Raw genomic sequence first — 15,720 nt, 5'->3', positions numbered from 1 at the left:
CGCCCGGGCGGCTTTTGTTGGGGCCGGGCGGCCCGCGCGTGTGGGAGGAGGGAACTTTTAGCGAGCCCCTCCCTCGATGACGAGTTCATCGGGAGAGATCGCGGTGCCGTAGACCGGGGCGAGGGTCTGCTCGAAGTCCTTGTGGAAGAAGTTTTCCTTGCCGAGGTCCACGAGGTTGTTATTGATCCAGTCGCGTAGCTCGGTATTCCCCTGTTGCACGGCGGCAGCGATGGTGGATTCTTCCCCGAAGGAAGCGATCCCGGTCACGAAATCCTTGTTTTGTTCGGTGAAGGCGAGGGCTTCGGTATTATCCGTAATCCACACATCCCCACGCCCATCGGTGAGGGCATTGGTGGCCTCGGTGTACTGCTCGTACTTGGTTACCTTCCATTCCGGGTGATTCGCGGTAATCCACGCATCCTGGCTGGTGCCCTTGACGATAATAATATTTTTATTCGCGAGCTCCGCTTCCGAACGCACCGGATCCTTCGCACTGGAGACGGCACCGAAGGACACCTTCATGTAGGGGTTAGCGAAGTCCACCTGCGCGGCGCGTTCCGGAGTCACCGTGAAGTTCGCGAGGATCACATCGACTTTGCCGGACTTGAGGAATTCCACGCGCGAGGAGGCATCCACCGGGACCCACTCGACCTTGACACCCAGGTCTTTACCGAGGCGGTCACCGTAAACGATGTCGTAGCCTTCGTAGGTGTTTTTCCCGACCAGCGAGCCAAAAGGTGCCTTGTCCGCGAAGGTGCCGATGCGAATCGAGCCGGCTTCTTTGATCTGTTCGGGGGTGCGGGCCCCTACGGTGGCGCTCCCCGCGCCGGTCCCGGAACCCGCGGCGGTTCCGGCGGAGTCACCCGAGCCGGATAGATCCGGGCTGGAGCACCCGGTAAGGGCCATGGTGAGCGCCGCCAGGGCGGACAGCCCACCCAGGACGCGACGACGAATACGTGAGGTTTGTGCAATTGCCACGGTTCTTCCTTACTTGGTGTTGGGGTGACCGTGGATAATGCGGGATTTTGGGAACGAGACGCAAGGCCGTGCCACCGCGGACATCGCATTATCCACACTTGTGCTATTCCCCGGGAATTGAGCGCCGGGGTACCGCTTGTCCGCGCTGGCTTATCCGAAAATGCCCGATCTTCAGTACGGGGTAACTAACTTTTCGGGTTCCGCTGACGAACTAGCGACAGCAACACATGCAACACATGGGGCACATGCAGGTACGCACACAGGCACCGCGCATCGCGGTGTGCATCTGAGTGGTCCTGTTCGCCATGGGGATTACGTTAGGCGCTCATCGCGCAGAAATCCAGTTGAGGAAAGAACCACCCCTGTGGGACATCTCATAAGGAGGTGCTGGAGTGGGGTTATTAGGGCAGGTCAGGCGCGACTGCTGTGCGGCGTTGTTCTACACAGACACAACGCCTAGACGCGGCAACCTCATATATCTCAGCGGTCACATGAGCCTCTGCGGGAGGCGATATGTTTTTCACAGCTGTACTTCACATGTCGTACGAGCGCAGTACAGTTCCCGAAAACTATCGCACGAAATGAGCGGCGTAATACCATCCGTTACACCAAGCCAAAGAGAAGGAGATTTGACGTTCCTCAAATTATCTTGTGATATGAACGGATTACTCGCAATGCTTATCCGCAGATCTCTGCCTTTACTACCTTTTACATCTTATACATCTTATACATCTTATACATCTTATACATCTTTTACTTCTTATACATCTTAGGAAGGCGAGTCGTTGGCCCGAGTCGTGCAGATCTAACTTGCGCTTGACACCAATTCAAGATCGGCAAAATAGCCGAGCGCAGTATCCCGCATCTTCTCCACATCCGATTTGCCTATCCCGGAACAAGTTGCATAGCTTACCTTGTCACTGACATCAGCGAGCGAAAGAAGGCTTTCTATGCTCACGCCGAGAGCGACCGAGAGCTGATAAAGAACAGCTCCCTCAACATCACCCATCCCAGATTCAAGCTTCACTACGGCATCAAGCGGAAGCTGTGCCATTGCCGCAAGTGCTTCGCGCGTAAGCCCCTGATGAGTGCGATATTTTTTAACCTGCTGGCCTACCGCGAGGGTGTAATCATTCATCAACTCCATCGTCGAACTCCTTGTTGATCTGGTGTCTCCCGGATCCAGAATATTACAACCGGTCATGCCGCATAGGGGAGCCGGAGTACTTTCATCTCCAATTCACGTGGGCAACCGTTAAGGGCGGATAATCACCTTCCGGAACAAGTATTTAGTTCGCTTCATTGCCTTCAACCGCTCCGCAATAGGAGTATTCGGCCAATACCGGAATCTTACAACCTCTCCGGTTTGTTTATTCACAAGAAAACTTGGCCCGCCCTTCGACGCTACGCCCGTACCAACCATCGGGTCATAATATTCATCATCCTCACCCCACCCGTAAGAATAAATCTTGTATGTAGGGTGAAGCTCATGTACGCATTCAGCCACGATACGCTCTGCTTCCTTTGCCGTAATCACTTCTTTATTCCTCCCCAAACAAGGTATTCCACATACGACTGAAACGTCGCGGGCGAATAATCACCCTACGGAACAAGTATTTAGTTCGCTTCATTGCCTTCAACCGCGCCGCAATAGGACTATTCGGCCAATACTGATATTTCTCCACATCACCGGTCTGCTTGTTCACGAGGAAACCCGGTTCCCCCTTCGATATATGGCCTCTATCCAACACTGGAGCATAATACTCATCGTCTTCACCCCACCCGTAAGAATAAATCTTGTATGTAGGGTGAAGCTCATGTAGTCGTTCAGCGGCGATGCGTTCTGCTTCCTTTGCCGTAATCACCGCTCTCATCCTCCCGAGCAGTTTGAGGGCAAAATATCACCTTGGGAACCAAATGCCTAGTTACTTTCATTGCTTTTAACCGAGCCGCAATAGGCCGATTAGGGCGATAGTGATGCTCCTCAACTTCACCAGTCTGCTTGTTCACGAAAAAACCGGGGCGCCCCTTTATTGTCTCATATTTAGGCAATACGCTAGGACTATAATACTCATCGTCCTCCAACCACCCACGAGAATAAATCGTACATTCCGGGTAATACTTACGCAGACGCCCAGCTGCGATCCGTTCCGCTTCCTCACCCGTAATCACGTCGCCCATCCTCTCCAAACAAGGTATTCCACACATGACCTGTAGGCTCGCATCCATCCAAATGGTTCACTTGGATAGAATCGAGAACCATGTCTTTAGTGTATCTACCTCTATCAGGTTTCTGCCTCAATTGGAGAGGCGATTATCTGAACTCATTCCCCGATGGTCTCTTCCTCAACGGAGAAGATGAGCTAGTTCAATGTTCACAGATAAAGGTGGGAGAATTACCCCCGCTCGATTCACAAACGCACGTCTCAAAACGTTGGTATTTCGGGGTTTTACAAAGGCTCAGGTTTTTCTATCCCTTATTTATCTCTCACTCCGAAGTGATTGCTGATATTCGGAATTTCCCCTGGCGTACCAACAGAAAATCCGGATTATTCCACTTTTAAGCTTCAACAGACTTGGTTCCTTGGAACCCGCCGCAAACCAGCTTTGCCAGAAAACTCATTACGCCCAGGCAGCTCCACGCCGCGCATACGCCTCAAGATCGACGCCGCGCAGCCGGGCCCGTTCGGCCAGCTCCCCGGTAATGAGCACCTGGCAGTGCCGCGCCGCACTGACCGTCCGCACCCCGAGCAGCGCCAGCAGTGCGCGCACCTGATCCCGCCAGGAACGCAAACCTGCCACAGCTGCTTCCTCCCCCTGAACCGCCAGCTCAAGGAATTGGCGAGCCACGCCGGCCGCACGCGCCCCCAAAATAAGCGAACGGACAACATCCAAAGGAGTGCGCACCCCGCCCGAGGCCAGCAGGTCAAGCCCGCTTCCGGCATCCGCCTCAAGCAAGCACAGCGCAGCCGACTGTCCGAAGCCCGCCAAATACGAGTATTCACGCGCTTCCCGCCGAGAGTTTTCAATGCGGGCGAAATCCGTGCCGCCCACTCCCCCGACATCAACCACCTGCACTCCAAGATCCGCGAGCACACGCTGCGTTTCCCGCGAAATCCCGAATCCCACTTCTTTGACAATCACCGGCACGCCGGCCTGCGCCACAATCTCCTCCACCGAGGCGCGCCAACCGGAAAATTCCCGCTCGCCTTCCGGCATAACAATTTCTTGCCCGGCATTGAGATGCAGCTGGAGGGCATCCGCGCCCACAAGCTCCACCACGCGCCGAGCATCCGCACCGCTGCGCCCCACCCCAATATTGCCCATGACGAAACCGCGCGGATTTTCCTCCCGAATCACGGTAAAAGACGAAGCAGCGGCCGGATCATCAAGGACCACCGAGGCCGATCCGCTCGCCATCGGCACGCCCACTTCCCGCGCCGCGATCGCCAGCACCCGGTTAATACGCCCGGTCGCTTCCGTCCCGCCGGTCATCCCGTTGATATAGAAAGGCACCGGCCACGTGAAGGGCCCGACCTGCGTGGACAAGTCCACCGCGGCGACGTCGCACGCGCCGAGCGCGTGATGAATCGGCGCCACGCAATCAAAATCATTACGGCGGATCTCCTGAGCCCGCGCGAGAGCCACGTGCTCGTCCTTGCGCGCCGCCCGGGAAGTATCCTGCCGCGCACTGGCTCCATCGCCCGTAGCGCGCGAACCGCTCGTATCAGCCGCGCCGGCAGCATACACCGCGTTCATCCTTCCACCACCGCCAGGTTCAGCGGTTCGACGCCGCCCGCGCGCCAACCCCGATATACCGCGTCTTTATCCACATCGCTTCCCACCAGGGCAATCCCGCAGTCACCCCCGCCAGCTCCGGATGATTTGGCAGCTCCCCCCAGCTCGGCGGCGACGTCGCATAAATGAGTCAGGCGCTTGGTTTCGATGGTGATACCCGAGCTGGCGCCCAGCTGGCGCAGGAGCCGGCGCGCGGCGGTGATCTCCGCGCCGATGCTGCCGCCAGTGCGCAATTGGGTGGCCAGGCGTTCCACCACGTCCTCGTATTCGTCTAGGAAACCGGGGAAGTAGGCGCCGCGCGAGCGGGCCTGTACCCCGGAAACCAGGTGTTCGGTGGAGGCGGGCAGGCCCGTCCAGCCCACCAAAAGTTCTTCACGGGCGGGGGCGGGCAGCGATTCCACCGCCCACGGATCCCAGGCCGGGGCACTCAGGGTCTCCGTTACGCTGTGGCCACGCACGTATTCGCTCAGGCCCGCGCGGTCCGGGGAACGGTAATAGACCCAGCCGCGGTAGGTGGAAGCAGCAATATCCCCGCCCGAGGCCCGCGGAGCCCGCTCCAGAACGGACAGCAGCGCAACCTTGTAGCGTTCCTCCAGAGTGAGTTTGAGATCGTAAAAACGATTGAGCACATCCACGATGGCCACCGTCACCGCTGCCGAAGAACCCAGGCCGTATTTACGGCCATCCTCTTCCACCAGGCCGGAGGTGATATCAAGGTTGTAGTGGCGGGCTTCCAGGCCACGTTCGCTGCGCAACGCTTCCACGATGCGGATGGCGTTGGCGGCGTAATCGGAGCCGATATCATCAAAAACGGGGAGAGCATTTTCGTGGCGCCAGTAGAGCGGTGCGAAACCGTTACCGTGGGAACGCACCAGGCCAGAGCCTTCTGCCGGGGTAAGAACAACGTCAATAAAACGGTTGACCGCGATAAGGATTGCCGGCCGGCCGGCTTCCACCACGGCGTACTCCCCCGCGATGTAGAGCTTGCCCGGCGCATTGGCGTGGATGCGCGCGGAGGCCTGCTCTGTATCTGCTCCACTCAAGCTATCTGCTTCGCTCACAACACCTCCCGTGTTCTTCCCGCGTTCCTTCGGCAACTGTAACGCACCGCGGGGCTGCTCTCACGCCGGCGGCTTAAGACACCGCGCGGTGGGCATCCGGTTCCGCTACAAGGTAAGCACCGTTCCCCGCGTGAGCAATGTTTACTTCGCCGAGGGCTTCGGCGTGGCGTGCCACTTCGGCGGCGAGCTCGGGGCGGGTCAGCAGCACCACATTCGGGCCGGCATCGGCGGTGGCATACACATCCAGTCCCACGCCGCGCAGGGTGCGGGCCAGCTCAAAAACGCGCCAGGATGCGGACGTCAGGTAATGAATCGGCGGTTCGGAGCTCATAATCAGGGCGTGCATGCGCAGCGCGGATAGCTCGGTGAGCTCGCCGATGCGCCGCATATCCCCCGCCTTGCAGGCTTCCACCATCTGCGCGGCCATCTCGCGAGTGGATTCCACCCAACCGCGGTAGTACGGCGAGGTAGCGCGGGTGGTGACCATCGCTTCCCGGGAAGTAATTTTCTTGTGAGCAGTGTTTAATACCACCGAGACCATGGCCAGCGGTGGGGCCGGGATTTCTTCGGCGAAAGATTCTTCATCTGTTCCGGCATGCCAGAGCGCCACCCCGCTAATAACCGAACGCGACGCCGATCCCGAACCACGCCGAGCTAGGCGAGAGAGGTGAGCGGTGTTTACATCCATCCCGTATTCGGTGGTGGCCGCGAGCGCCAGGGCCGCGAATCCGGAAGCCGAGGAAGCCATTCCGGCGCCGGTTGGCGCTTCGTTATCGCTGATGACCAGCAGTTTTTCGCTGCGCCCGGCCTGTGCGCGGATAACATCGAGCACTCGCTCTACCCGGCTAAGCGCCTTTTCGCTCGCTTCCTGGCCGTTGAGAATGAGTCGGTCACGCTGGGCGGCGGGGGCGAGGCGGGCTGTCGTCGTCGTCGGAAAAATATCGAGGGTGAGGGAAACGGACGGTGCGGCGGGAAGCATGAGCTCGTCATCCGCTTTCCCCCAGTATTTGATGAGGGCGATATTCGGGTGGGCGCGCGCAGTGCTCATTTGCTGGCCTCCACCCAGGTGGACCAGGCGTTTGCCGCACCCGCAGCGCTCAGCGCCGCGGCGATGTCTTTCGCGTGAGCACTGTTCTCTGCCAGGGCGATGACGCACCCACCGATCCCGCCGCCGGTCATCTTCGCGCCGAGCGCCCCGGCGCTGTGAGCAGCGTTTACCATGCTGTCTAGTTCCGGGGAGGAGACGCCCAGTTGCGCGAGGGTTGCGTGGGCGCGCCACATATTCTCCCCCATGTTCGCCCAGTCCCCCGTTGCGAGCTGCATTTCCGCGTCCGCCGCGTATCCGGCCAGGCGAGCGACCAGGGCCTCCACTTTGGCCGGGAACTTTTCGCGCAGCTCACGCACCGAACCGACGGCCTGCCGGGTGGCGCCGGGCACCCCGGAATCACCGATAACCACGTGGAGGGGGCGCGCCACGATGAGGGGCGTGACGTCCGGGCGCTGGAATTTAATAACAGTATCGGCGACGACGCCGTGGGCATCCATCCCGGAAGGGCGACCGTGGGCCACCCGTTCGGCTACCTGGATGAGGAGGAAACGCTCGGCGGGTGAGAGGCGCACTCCCGCGGCGTCGGCGATGGCCGACACGATAGCGGCAGCGACCGCGGCCGAGGAACCTAGCCCGCGCTCGTAAGGAATATCGGAATAAATGGTGACGTGGGCGGAGCTGCCCGGAGCCACGAAATCGAGGCCGGCGTCAATAGCGGCAACCACGGGGCTCAGGCGCTCCGGGGCGGTGGCGGCCGGGCCACGATAAAGTTCGGAACTGATGGTTGATTCGCCGGTGGTGATGGTGGCGTTGGCGATGACGGGAAGTACGTGAACGGGCAGGGAGATGGCCGGGGCGCCGTAGACCACGGCATGTTCGCCGAATAGGATCGCCTTGCCGTGCGCGCGGCCGACCCCGATGCGTACCTTGGGGATACGGGTTTGGGTATCGAACGCGAAGGATTGCGATTGGCTCAACTGTGCGGCTCCTTGTCACGGCCGCGAGCGGCCTACCTGTACTTGCCCTGGCTGCGCGGGGCACGGCTCCGCGCTGGTCATTCCCCTATGGTACCGAGAATTTGGTGGAGTGACGGTGAGGATAGCGCGCGCCACGTTTTCCGCGATTTTTCGCGCACGGCGAGTTTTCACCGCGTTCATGTGGGAAATACCGTGAGTGCATGGGTTTCTGCTAGAGAAGTCGCGGATCTCAAGTGGTGAAAAAGTGGGGGCGGAACGATAATCGCTCCGCCCCCACTTCGCTCGCGATGCTTACTCACTCGCGATACTTATTGCATACGCGCCAAGGGTTCGGAAACTTCTCCGGCGATGGCATCACGCCAGGCTTCCAAAAGCCTCAGGAATGCGGTGGCTCCCGGATCTTGAAGCCCGATTGAGCGGTCCTGCAGCCACGAGGCTCGGCCACGGCGCGATTGCAAATCGCGGGTTGTGATGACGGCTTCGGCAGCAGCCTTGATCGCTGCGTCCGTTGCGTCCGCGTCTTCCGCACAATCACGCACCGCATCGCACGCCGGAACAATGGCATCGAGGATCGTCTTGTCCCCCACCTTGCTCTTTCCGCGCTGAGCGATACTCTCCGCAGCAGCGCGCATGAATGCTTCAGCATCGGTTCGTGAGATCTCTTCTTTATCACCCCAGATCTTCGATCCAGCGAGAAGCCCACCGGCAACGAGCGCAGCCATCGTGGATGGGTTCGCATTCGCGAAAGCCTTCGCGCAGGTTCGCGTCACCTGCGAGGGCTTCTGGTTAGGATCGGCCGATTCCAACGCACCAATGACCGCATTGGCACCGGCCGAAATCGTAATACCCAAATCGCCGTCACCTAATAGCTGATCAAGATCCCTTAATTCATCCGCAGAATTGATAAGCAAACCCAATGCTTCTTTGATAGTCGAGATAAGTTCGGGAGTTTTCATTAGTGTTCCTTTTGTTCGAAGAAGGGCGAGTGTGCAGGCGCGTCGAGGAGCTCGAGAATCTCATCATCGAGCTTGAGGAGCGAAATCGATGCTCCTGCCATCTCCAAACTGGTTGCGTATTCGCCAATGTACTTGCGTTCGATCACAACATCCTTGGCCGTCAGCTGCTGATGCACGCGGCGGTAAAGAACATAGAGTTCTTCCAAGGGAGTTGCTCCCAAGCCATTGACGAGGACAGCCACCCGATCACCCGCCGTGATCTCCAGATCCGCGGCAATAGCCTCGAGAATTTCATCGGCGATCTCGTCAGCGGTGCGGAGCGGTTCGCGCCGAATTCCCGGTTCGCCGTGGATGCCGATTCCCATTTCCATCTCGCCATCGGGAAGGTCGAAACTCGGCTCACCCGTTGTGGGAAGAATCGTAGGAGACAGGCCCACACCCATGGTTGCCGTGCGAGACACCGTCTTCTCCGCGATTGCGGCGACCGTCTCAAGGTCATCGCCGCGTTCGGCCGAAGCTCCGGCGGTCTTGTAGGCGAAGAAGATTCCCGCAACACCGCGGCGATCTTCAGCCTTTTCCTTCGGCTGGGAAGCTACGTCATCCCGACCGAGCACCGTTTTAATCTCGATATCGTCAAGCTCAGCTAAATCGGTAGCGAGATCGAAGTTAAAGACGTCTCCTCCGTAGTTTCCATAAAGGAAGAGCACACCCTTGCCGCCGTCTACGGCCTTCGCTGCTTCGTAGCATTGCTGCGAGGACGGGGAGGAGAAAACGTTGCCGATGGCTACGCCCGAACACAGCCCCTTGCCGACGTACCCTTTGAAAAGCGGAAGATGGCCCGAGCCGCCGCCCGTCACAATTCCTACCTGCCCGGCGACCGGAGCGTCTGCACGCACGAGAATTCGCAGATCGTCGCCCGGGGTCTTCAGGTCTTCCGGCGCAGCTAGAAGGATGCCTTCGACCATTTCATCGACAAACTTATTCGGATCATTAATAATCTTTTTCATGATAATCCTTTGTGTTGGAAGGGGACTTAAACTTTCTTAGGGGTTGATCTATGGAAAACTTTCCTCCAGTCGATTTTGTCTATGACCAATACAGCAACCAGAATGACGCCTTGAGCAATCGCGTACTGGAATGGTGATAAACGCATAGCAGTAAAGCCAGACCGAACAATCTGAAGAGTGAGGGCCGCCAGAAATACTCCGAAGACTGTGGCGTATCCACCCGAAGGGTTCGTTCCCCCGAGCACCGCGATCACAATGACGAGTAGGACGTAGGAAGCGCCGTAATCTGCTGAGGCAGTTGGGTTACGCGCGATAAACACAACGCCCGCTAACGCGCCGATGAATCCGGTCAGCACATAGCTGCGCATCAGCAACGTGCTTGATTTGATTCCGGAATAACGCGCCGCAACCGGATTGGCGCCCTGCAGTTCAAGGCGCAGGCCCAGAGGTGTGCGATTGAGCAAGAATCCTACAACCAAGGCAACTGCAAGGAATACGAAGAACAATGTAGGTATGCCGGCAACCGCACTGACCCCGAAAGCTGTGAGGGCACTCGGTGAGCCGTACAGCGTTTTACCGCCAGTCCACACCACCGCCAGACCGTTGAAGATCTGCATTGTTCCCAGTGTTGCCAGAATCGGAGTAACACCAATTTTTGCGATGAGGAACCCATTGAATGCACCAGCTGCCACACCAACCAGAATTCCCAGCAGGATAATGAGAATCCCCAGATTTTCAGCCATGGCTGGATCACTATTCGCCACCGCTGTGAACGTCGTTGAGATAGTGATAGCAGTGAGGTTCGCGATGGAAACCAGGGAAAGATCGATTCCACCCGTCACCATTGAAATCATCATCGCAATGGAGAGCAAGCCAATTTCAGGAACGGCAAGAGCCATATTCTGGACGTTCACCATGGAAAGGAATGTTTCCGGGTTCGCAATAGCAAACACCACAAAGGTTCCCACCAGTAGCAACGACATCTGGGTGGTAGATCGGTTCATACGGAACGTCGAGTGAAATCTCTTTGTTGACCGGTCGATCTTTTCATTGAGCGACGAAATCTTATTCGTCGGATCTTTTACTTCTGTCATCATTTCACTGTCTCTTCCGGAAGAACACCAACCTGTTTCCGCGCACGTTTAGCGGAGATGGCCTGGATACTGACACCCACGATGAGGAGTACACCGACCGCCGCACGCTGCCACGCGCTTGGAACGCCCACGAGGATGAGGGAGTTATTGATGAGCTGCACTAGCAGCACGCCGAGAACGGTGCCCTTGACTGAGCCGTATCCGCCAAAGATCGACGCGCCGCCCAGCACAACAGCGGCGATAATATCGAGCTCACCTCCGATGAGTTCTTTCGGGCTAGCGGAGCGCCCCATGACCATATAGATAACGCCCCCGATCGCGGCCATCACGCCAACGATCATGTACACCCGCATCTGAACACTTTTGACGTTAATGCCCGCACGACGCGCGGATTCTTCGTCACCACCAATGGCGTAGATAAACCGCCCGAACATGGTTCTGTTCAGGAGCCAGCTAACTGCCAAGGTCAGCACCACCGCCGGAATAATCATGACGTGGAGTAAGGCCACACCATTTGCGGTGGGCAGGGTAACGAGGTTAACCGTGGAGGCGCTTGCCATTCCAGCAGGAAGATCGGCAATATACCGCGAGCCAACGTAGGTCATGAGGACACCTTGGAAAATGCCCTGCGTACCTAGGGTCACGATGAGCGTTGGGAGCCGGAATTTCGAGATGATGTAACCGTTGACGAGACCCAGCAACGTTCCGAGCACCATCGCGAAGAGGAAAGAACCAATCAGACCGAAATCCACCGCAAAGGTTAACTGTGCGGTCACCGTCGCATAGGCGGAGAAGACCGCAATCGCCGCGAAGGATACGTCAATCCCGCCCGAGATAATAACAAGCAGAACGCCGAGCGCGAAAATAAGTGGAACAATCGACGACCTAATAATCGCGAAGAGTGTCGAGATTTGTAGGAAATCCCTACTCACAATTGACATCACGACGACGAGGACGATGAGAACAGCAAGGAGAATTCCCTCGTTATTCTGGCCCCGTAGCTGCGACCAGATCGGAGTTTTACCCGCTCGTGTTATTTGTTTTCTCATGCGACTACTCGCTCTCTGATCGTCTCAACCGTCACCTCATCGCCTACGAGCTCGCTGCTGATGCGCCCCGCCGTCGTAATAAATACGCGGTTACAGCACGCAACGAGTTCTGGCGCGTCGTCGGAAATAATGATGATCGCGATTCCGTTTTCCGCCTGTTCGCGCAGAATCTGAAGGATCTCAGCCTTGGAACCGACATCCACGCCGACCGTCGGGCCGTTGAGAATAAGAACCTTCGGCTCCCGCGCAAGCCATTTCGCTACGACGACGCGTTGTGCATTACCACCCGAAAGTGATCGAACCGGGGCCGCAACATTCGGAGCCTTGATCTTCAAGGACTTGAAGTATTGGCCAATCGTTTCGCGAATGTCTTTTTTCTGGAGAGTTCCCGTCTTCGATGTGTGGCGATCAATCGACGCCGCGATCATGTTGTCGGAAATGGGTTTATCTAGGAAGAGGCCCTCCGTGAGTCGGTCTTCAGGAACATATCCGATCTGGGCTTTGAGGGAATCTTGAATCGAGGTGATTTTGACCGGCTTCCCCTCAACCGAAATTTCCCCGGAGTCATGGGGAAGGATGCCGAAGAGAGCTTCGGCGATCTCGGAACGCCCGGAACCCAGTAGGCCCGTGAAACCGACGACCTCCCCGGCGCGCACGTCAAAGGAAATATCCGCGAGCCGGCCCGGCGACGACAGCCCGCGAACTCGCAGCATCGGTTCGCCTTCTTTGGGAGTCACCACATGCCGGGAAACATCAAGGGTCTTTCCGGTCATGTATTCGGCGATTTTCTCGTTATCGAAATCCTCAACGGCGCTTTCGATGACGTTCTCACCGGATCGCATAATGGAAATCCTGGATGCGATCTGAGTTACCTCATCGAGCTTGTGAGATACGAAGACTAAAGCAACGCCCTGGGAGCGCAGATTCTCCACCACCGCAAAGAGTCTCTTCACCTCGCGTTGCGTCAGAGCTGTTGTTGGTTCATCCATGATGAGCAACCGAGCATCCGAGCACAGCGCTCGACAAATTGCCGTCAGCTGGCGATCAGCAACGGATAAAGACTCCACTTCGGCATCGAGATCGAGGTGAACCTTCAGGCTGTCGATAACTTCTTTGGCTCGAGCTCGAGCAGATGACCGGTTAAAGATCTTCCTCCGCTTCGATACCGAGCGGGTTACCACAATGTTTTCCGCAACTGAAAGATTGGGGAAGAGCGAGAAATCTTGGTAAATAACCTGGATTCCCAACTCCATCGCCTCGAGCGGTGTCAGCTTGCTGTACGAATGCCCTTCGACAACAATCTGTCCGCTATCGGGTGAGAGAACTCCAGAAATGACCTTAATCAGAGTGGATTTACCGCAACCGTTCTCGCCAGCCAAACACAGTACTTCACCGGATTTCACTTTCAACGAGACACCGGCGAGTGCAGTAACACCGTCGAAGGTCTTCACTATGTCTCTTGCCTCTAAGAAATAAGAAGCATCAGACTGAGCTGAAGTGTTCACGTACACTCCTCCTAGTGAGGTCGCAGGCCGAAGTAACTTCCCGAAGAAACTTCGGCCCGCGACCAATTCGATTAACTTCTAGAACTTGAACTGTTTAGCCTTCTCGGCATCGGCCTCAATTGAGGCATCACCAACCCAAACGTTGTCGTACCCTTCGAGCTTCTTGAGGGAGCGATATCCCTCAATTCCCAGATCGGTACCCGTTTCGATGGTTTCGCCATTCGCGAGCCGCTTGGCAATTTCAAGCTGGGCCTTGCCGGCAAGAGCGGGATCCCAGAAGAAAATCTTGTCAATAGAGCCGTTAGCAAGGTACTTCGAGGCAGCGGAAGGAATGGACGTTCCCATCACGCACACCTTGTCCTGAAGACCAGCTTCCTCTACCGCACGCGCGATTCCGGGCACGTCATTGCCCGCAGAGCCCTGGAATGCCTTGATATCCGGGTACTTACCAAGAATTTCCTTAGCCTTTTCGTATGCGGCGGTTTCGTTGTCGGTACTCTCAATAGGAGTCTCGACGCGCTGCATATTCGGGAACTTTTCCTGCTGGTACTTATAGGCAGCCTCAACCCATTCCATATGAGTCTTAGCCGTCAGCCCGCCAACGAACTGAACGTACTTGCCTTCGCCACCGGTGCATTGCCCGATGTTTTCCATAATCTGTTCGCCGTAGCTCACGTTATCGAAGGCTTCGATGTCAATATCAACATTCTGAATTCCGGTGGCTTCGTGGGCGACCACCTTAATTCCTTGCTGCTTAGCCTGCGCCAAAACAGCGGATAGCGCTTCGGGGGAATTCGGAACGACGGTGATCGCGGCGGGTTTCTGCGCGATCAGGTCCTGGATCACCTGGATTTGTTTCTCAGGACTGACGTCGTCGCCACCTTCGGTGCGGGTATCGTAACCGTTTTCCTTACCCCACTCGACGACGCCTTCATCCATGCGATCAAACCAAGCGATTCCCTTCACCTTGACAACGGTGACCATCGTCTTGTTATCCGGGGAGCCAGCACCGGCTTCCCCTCCAGAATTATTCCCCGCTCCGCCAACCGAGCCACAAGCAGATAAGAACAGACTGCCCGTGGCAAGCATTGCGAGACATGTACGGAGCTTCATGTGCACCTCCTAATTTTGGTGGAATCACTTGATTCCAACGGATCACGCCTTTATGACCTCAACATATGCGCGCACCACTGCGCACGCTTGCCATATTACAACAGTTTTTTGCTCGGTACCAGCTTTTTATTGCGCGATTTCGCGCACGTAATAGTTCGTTTTCCTGTAGAATTATCGACGTGATCCGTTTCCGTACCGTTAGGACGGATATGATATCTACGCGTACTGCTTCGTCCGTGTGGCGGTACGTTCCCGTTAAAAAACGTTAAAATATAAGCGAGGTGCATGGAAATGGAGTTTTTAGCACCTCACCATTCATTTTAGGAGGCGCTATGGGTCGACGAGACCAGATCCTGCGAATTCTCCAAGACACGGGTTTTCAATCAGTCGCTTCGCTCGCAAAACGTTTTCACGTTAATGTGTCGACAATTCGCCGTGACCTTGACTGGCTTTCCGAACATGGCGAAATACAACGCACGCACGGGGGCGCGCTACCTGCCATGGATGATTCTGACGACGATATCCCCATTGCTCACTTACGAGAGAAACGCGCTATTGGCCCGGCAATGGCCGAAAGGCTTCTCGAAGGGCAAACGGTATTCATTGACACGGGAAGCACCTGCCTGGAAGTCGCGAAAGCACTGCAACATAGAAATCTGACCGTCGTCACCCACGATCTTCTCGTCGGGATGGAAATCCTCAAAAAGCCATCCCTCAATCTGGTTTTTATCGGCGGTGATCTCCTACCCATGAAAACTCATATGTGGGGTCCCGTTGCCGTGGACCAGCTGGATCGCATCCGAGTCAACGTTGCCGTTTTTGGGGCAAGCTCGGTGATGGAAAGTGGAGTCTACGGAAATTCCAGCTACAACCTCGAGCTCCTGCGAAAAATTCGGTCAATCGCATCAGAAGCATTCTTCGTCGCAGATTCGACTAAGTTTGGGCGCGAAGCGCTTTACAAAGTTCTAGGTTTGGAAAGCTTTACTGCTGGGATCACGGATGCACTCATGGATCCACTCAAAGCGGCTTCCTACCCGATTCCACTTATTCGCGCGCCCTTCCCCGCCCGACATGAGGAAAAAGATTCACCTGAAAACGAGAAATAGGGAGATGAGGCCGTGCCCGCCGCAAATG

13 protein-coding genes and 1 pseudogene are annotated in these 15,720 nt (G+C 56.7%); 1 reads left to right on the top strand and 13 read right to left on the bottom strand.

The genetic code is table 11. The annotated features are described in order from the left end of the window. Positions 1–57 precede the first annotated feature (57 nt). The 13 genes and pseudogenes from ACRQEC_RS08480 to ACRQEC_RS08420 form a co-directional block, all read right to left on the bottom strand. Positions 58–978: a transporter substrate-binding domain-containing protein gene (locus ACRQEC_RS08480; RefSeq protein WP_284890467.1), complete on the bottom strand. Its 921-nt coding sequence runs from the start codon at positions 976–978 to the stop codon at positions 58–60. An 805-nt stretch (positions 979–1,783) separates the two neighbouring features. Further along, positions 1,784–2,125, bottom strand: a complete 342-nt coding sequence (locus ACRQEC_RS08475) for a helix-turn-helix domain-containing protein (RefSeq protein ID WP_284890468.1) — start codon at positions 2,123–2,125, stop codon at positions 1,784–1,786. Positions 2,126–2,519: 394 nt separating this feature from the next. Further along, the gene (locus ACRQEC_RS08470) at positions 2,520–2,843 is read right to left on the bottom strand and encodes a hypothetical protein (protein ID WP_284890470.1); all 324 of its coding nucleotides are present in this window, start codon (positions 2,841–2,843) and stop codon (positions 2,520–2,522) included. Positions 2,844–3,600: 757 nt separating this feature from the next. Further along, positions 3,601–4,737: a type 2 isopentenyl-diphosphate Delta-isomerase gene (fni, locus tag ACRQEC_RS08465; protein ID WP_284890472.1), complete on the bottom strand. Its 1,137-nt coding sequence runs from the start codon at positions 4,735–4,737 to the stop codon at positions 3,601–3,603. Beyond that, positions 4,734–5,837 carry a phosphomevalonate kinase gene (locus tag ACRQEC_RS08460; RefSeq protein ID WP_284890474.1) on the bottom strand — a complete coding sequence of 368 codons (1,104 nt, stop codon included), beginning with the start codon at positions 5,835–5,837 and terminating at the stop codon, positions 4,734–4,736. Before ACRQEC_RS08460 ends, fni begins: the two co-directional genes overlap by 4 nt. 73 nt (positions 5,838–5,910) lie before the next feature. Further along, entirely contained in the window at positions 5,911–6,885 is a 975-nt protein-coding gene (gene mvaD / locus ACRQEC_RS08455) for a diphosphomevalonate decarboxylase (protein WP_284890476.1), read from the bottom strand. Next, positions 6,882–7,862 carry a mevalonate kinase gene (gene mvk / locus ACRQEC_RS08450; protein ID WP_284890477.1) on the bottom strand — a complete coding sequence of 327 codons (981 nt, stop codon included), beginning with the start codon at positions 7,860–7,862 and terminating at the stop codon, positions 6,882–6,884. Before mvk ends, mvaD begins: the two co-directional genes overlap by 4 nt. 308 nt (positions 7,863–8,170) lie before the next feature. Beyond that, on the bottom strand, positions 8,171–8,818 hold the full coding sequence (locus ACRQEC_RS08445; RefSeq protein WP_026428450.1) for a DAK2 domain-containing protein: 648 nt from the start codon (positions 8,816–8,818) through the stop codon (positions 8,171–8,173). Then, positions 8,818–9,825, bottom strand: a complete 1,008-nt coding sequence (locus ACRQEC_RS08440; RefSeq protein WP_284890478.1) for a dihydroxyacetone kinase subunit DhaK — start codon at positions 9,823–9,825, stop codon at positions 8,818–8,820. Before ACRQEC_RS08440 ends, ACRQEC_RS08445 begins: the two co-directional genes overlap by 1 nt. 26 nt (positions 9,826–9,851) lie before the next feature. Next, the gene (locus ACRQEC_RS08435) at positions 9,852–10,922 is read right to left on the bottom strand and encodes an ABC transporter permease (protein WP_284890480.1); all 1,071 of its coding nucleotides are present in this window, start codon (positions 10,920–10,922) and stop codon (positions 9,852–9,854) included. Next, positions 10,919–11,884: pseudogene (locus ACRQEC_RS08430) on the bottom strand (ABC transporter permease); the annotation flags it as partial. The gene ACRQEC_RS08435 and the pseudogene ACRQEC_RS08430, both read right to left, overlap by 4 nt. Positions 11,885–11,964: 80 nt before the next feature. Beyond that, positions 11,965–13,419 (bottom strand): sugar ABC transporter ATP-binding protein, encoded by a 1,455-nt coding sequence (locus ACRQEC_RS08425; protein WP_435734007.1) that lies wholly within the window; start codon positions 13,417–13,419, stop codon positions 11,965–11,967. A 132-nt stretch (positions 13,420–13,551) separates the two neighbouring features. Beyond that, entirely contained in the window at positions 13,552–14,586 is a 1,035-nt protein-coding gene (locus tag ACRQEC_RS08420; protein WP_026428445.1) for a substrate-binding domain-containing protein, read from the bottom strand. A 332-nt stretch (positions 14,587–14,918) separates the two neighbouring features. On the opposite strand from ACRQEC_RS08420, the gene ACRQEC_RS08415 reads away from it, so the two are divergent. Further along, complete coding sequence (locus tag ACRQEC_RS08415) at positions 14,919–15,692, top strand: DeoR/GlpR family DNA-binding transcription regulator (protein WP_284890483.1); 774 nt, start codon at positions 14,919–14,921, stop codon at positions 15,690–15,692. The last annotated feature ends 28 nt before the right edge of the window (positions 15,693–15,720 follow it).

The organism is Actinotignum saccati, from assembly GCF_051265055.1.
Taxonomy (GTDB): Bacteria; Actinomycetota; Actinomycetes; order Actinomycetales; family Actinomycetaceae; genus Actinotignum.
The sequence above is the reverse complement of the archived record's forward strand: the minus strand, read 5'-3'. Positions and strand labels throughout refer to the sequence as shown.

Bases quoted from the DNA above. Each gene is read 5' to 3' on its own strand.
- fni (WP_284890472.1), bottom strand. From the start codon at position 4,737: ATGAACGCGGTGTATGCTGCCGGCGCGGCTGATACGAGCGGTTCGCGC.
- ACRQEC_RS08440 (WP_284890478.1), bottom strand. From the start codon at position 9,825: ATGAAAAAGATTATTAATGATCCGAATAAGTTTGTCGATGAAATGGTC.
- ACRQEC_RS08415 (WP_284890483.1), top strand. From the start codon at position 14,919: ATGGGTCGACGAGACCAGATCCTGCGAATTCTCCAAGACACGGGTTTT.
- ACRQEC_RS08420 (WP_026428445.1), bottom strand. From the start codon at position 14,586: ATGAAGCTCCGTACATGTCTCGCAATGCTTGCCACGGGCAGTCTGTTC.
- ACRQEC_RS08435 (WP_284890480.1), bottom strand. From the start codon at position 10,922: ATGATGACAGAAGTAAAAGATCCGACGAATAAGATTTCGTCGCTCAAT.
- ACRQEC_RS08475 (WP_284890468.1), bottom strand. From the start codon at position 2,125: ATGGAGTTGATGAATGATTACACCCTCGCGGTAGGCCAGCAGGTTAAA.
- ACRQEC_RS08445 (WP_026428450.1), bottom strand. From the start codon at position 8,818: ATGAAAACTCCCGAACTTATCTCGACTATCAAAGAAGCATTGGGTTTG.
- mvaD (WP_284890476.1), bottom strand. From the start codon at position 6,885: ATGAGCACTGCGCGCGCCCACCCGAATATCGCCCTCATCAAATACTGG.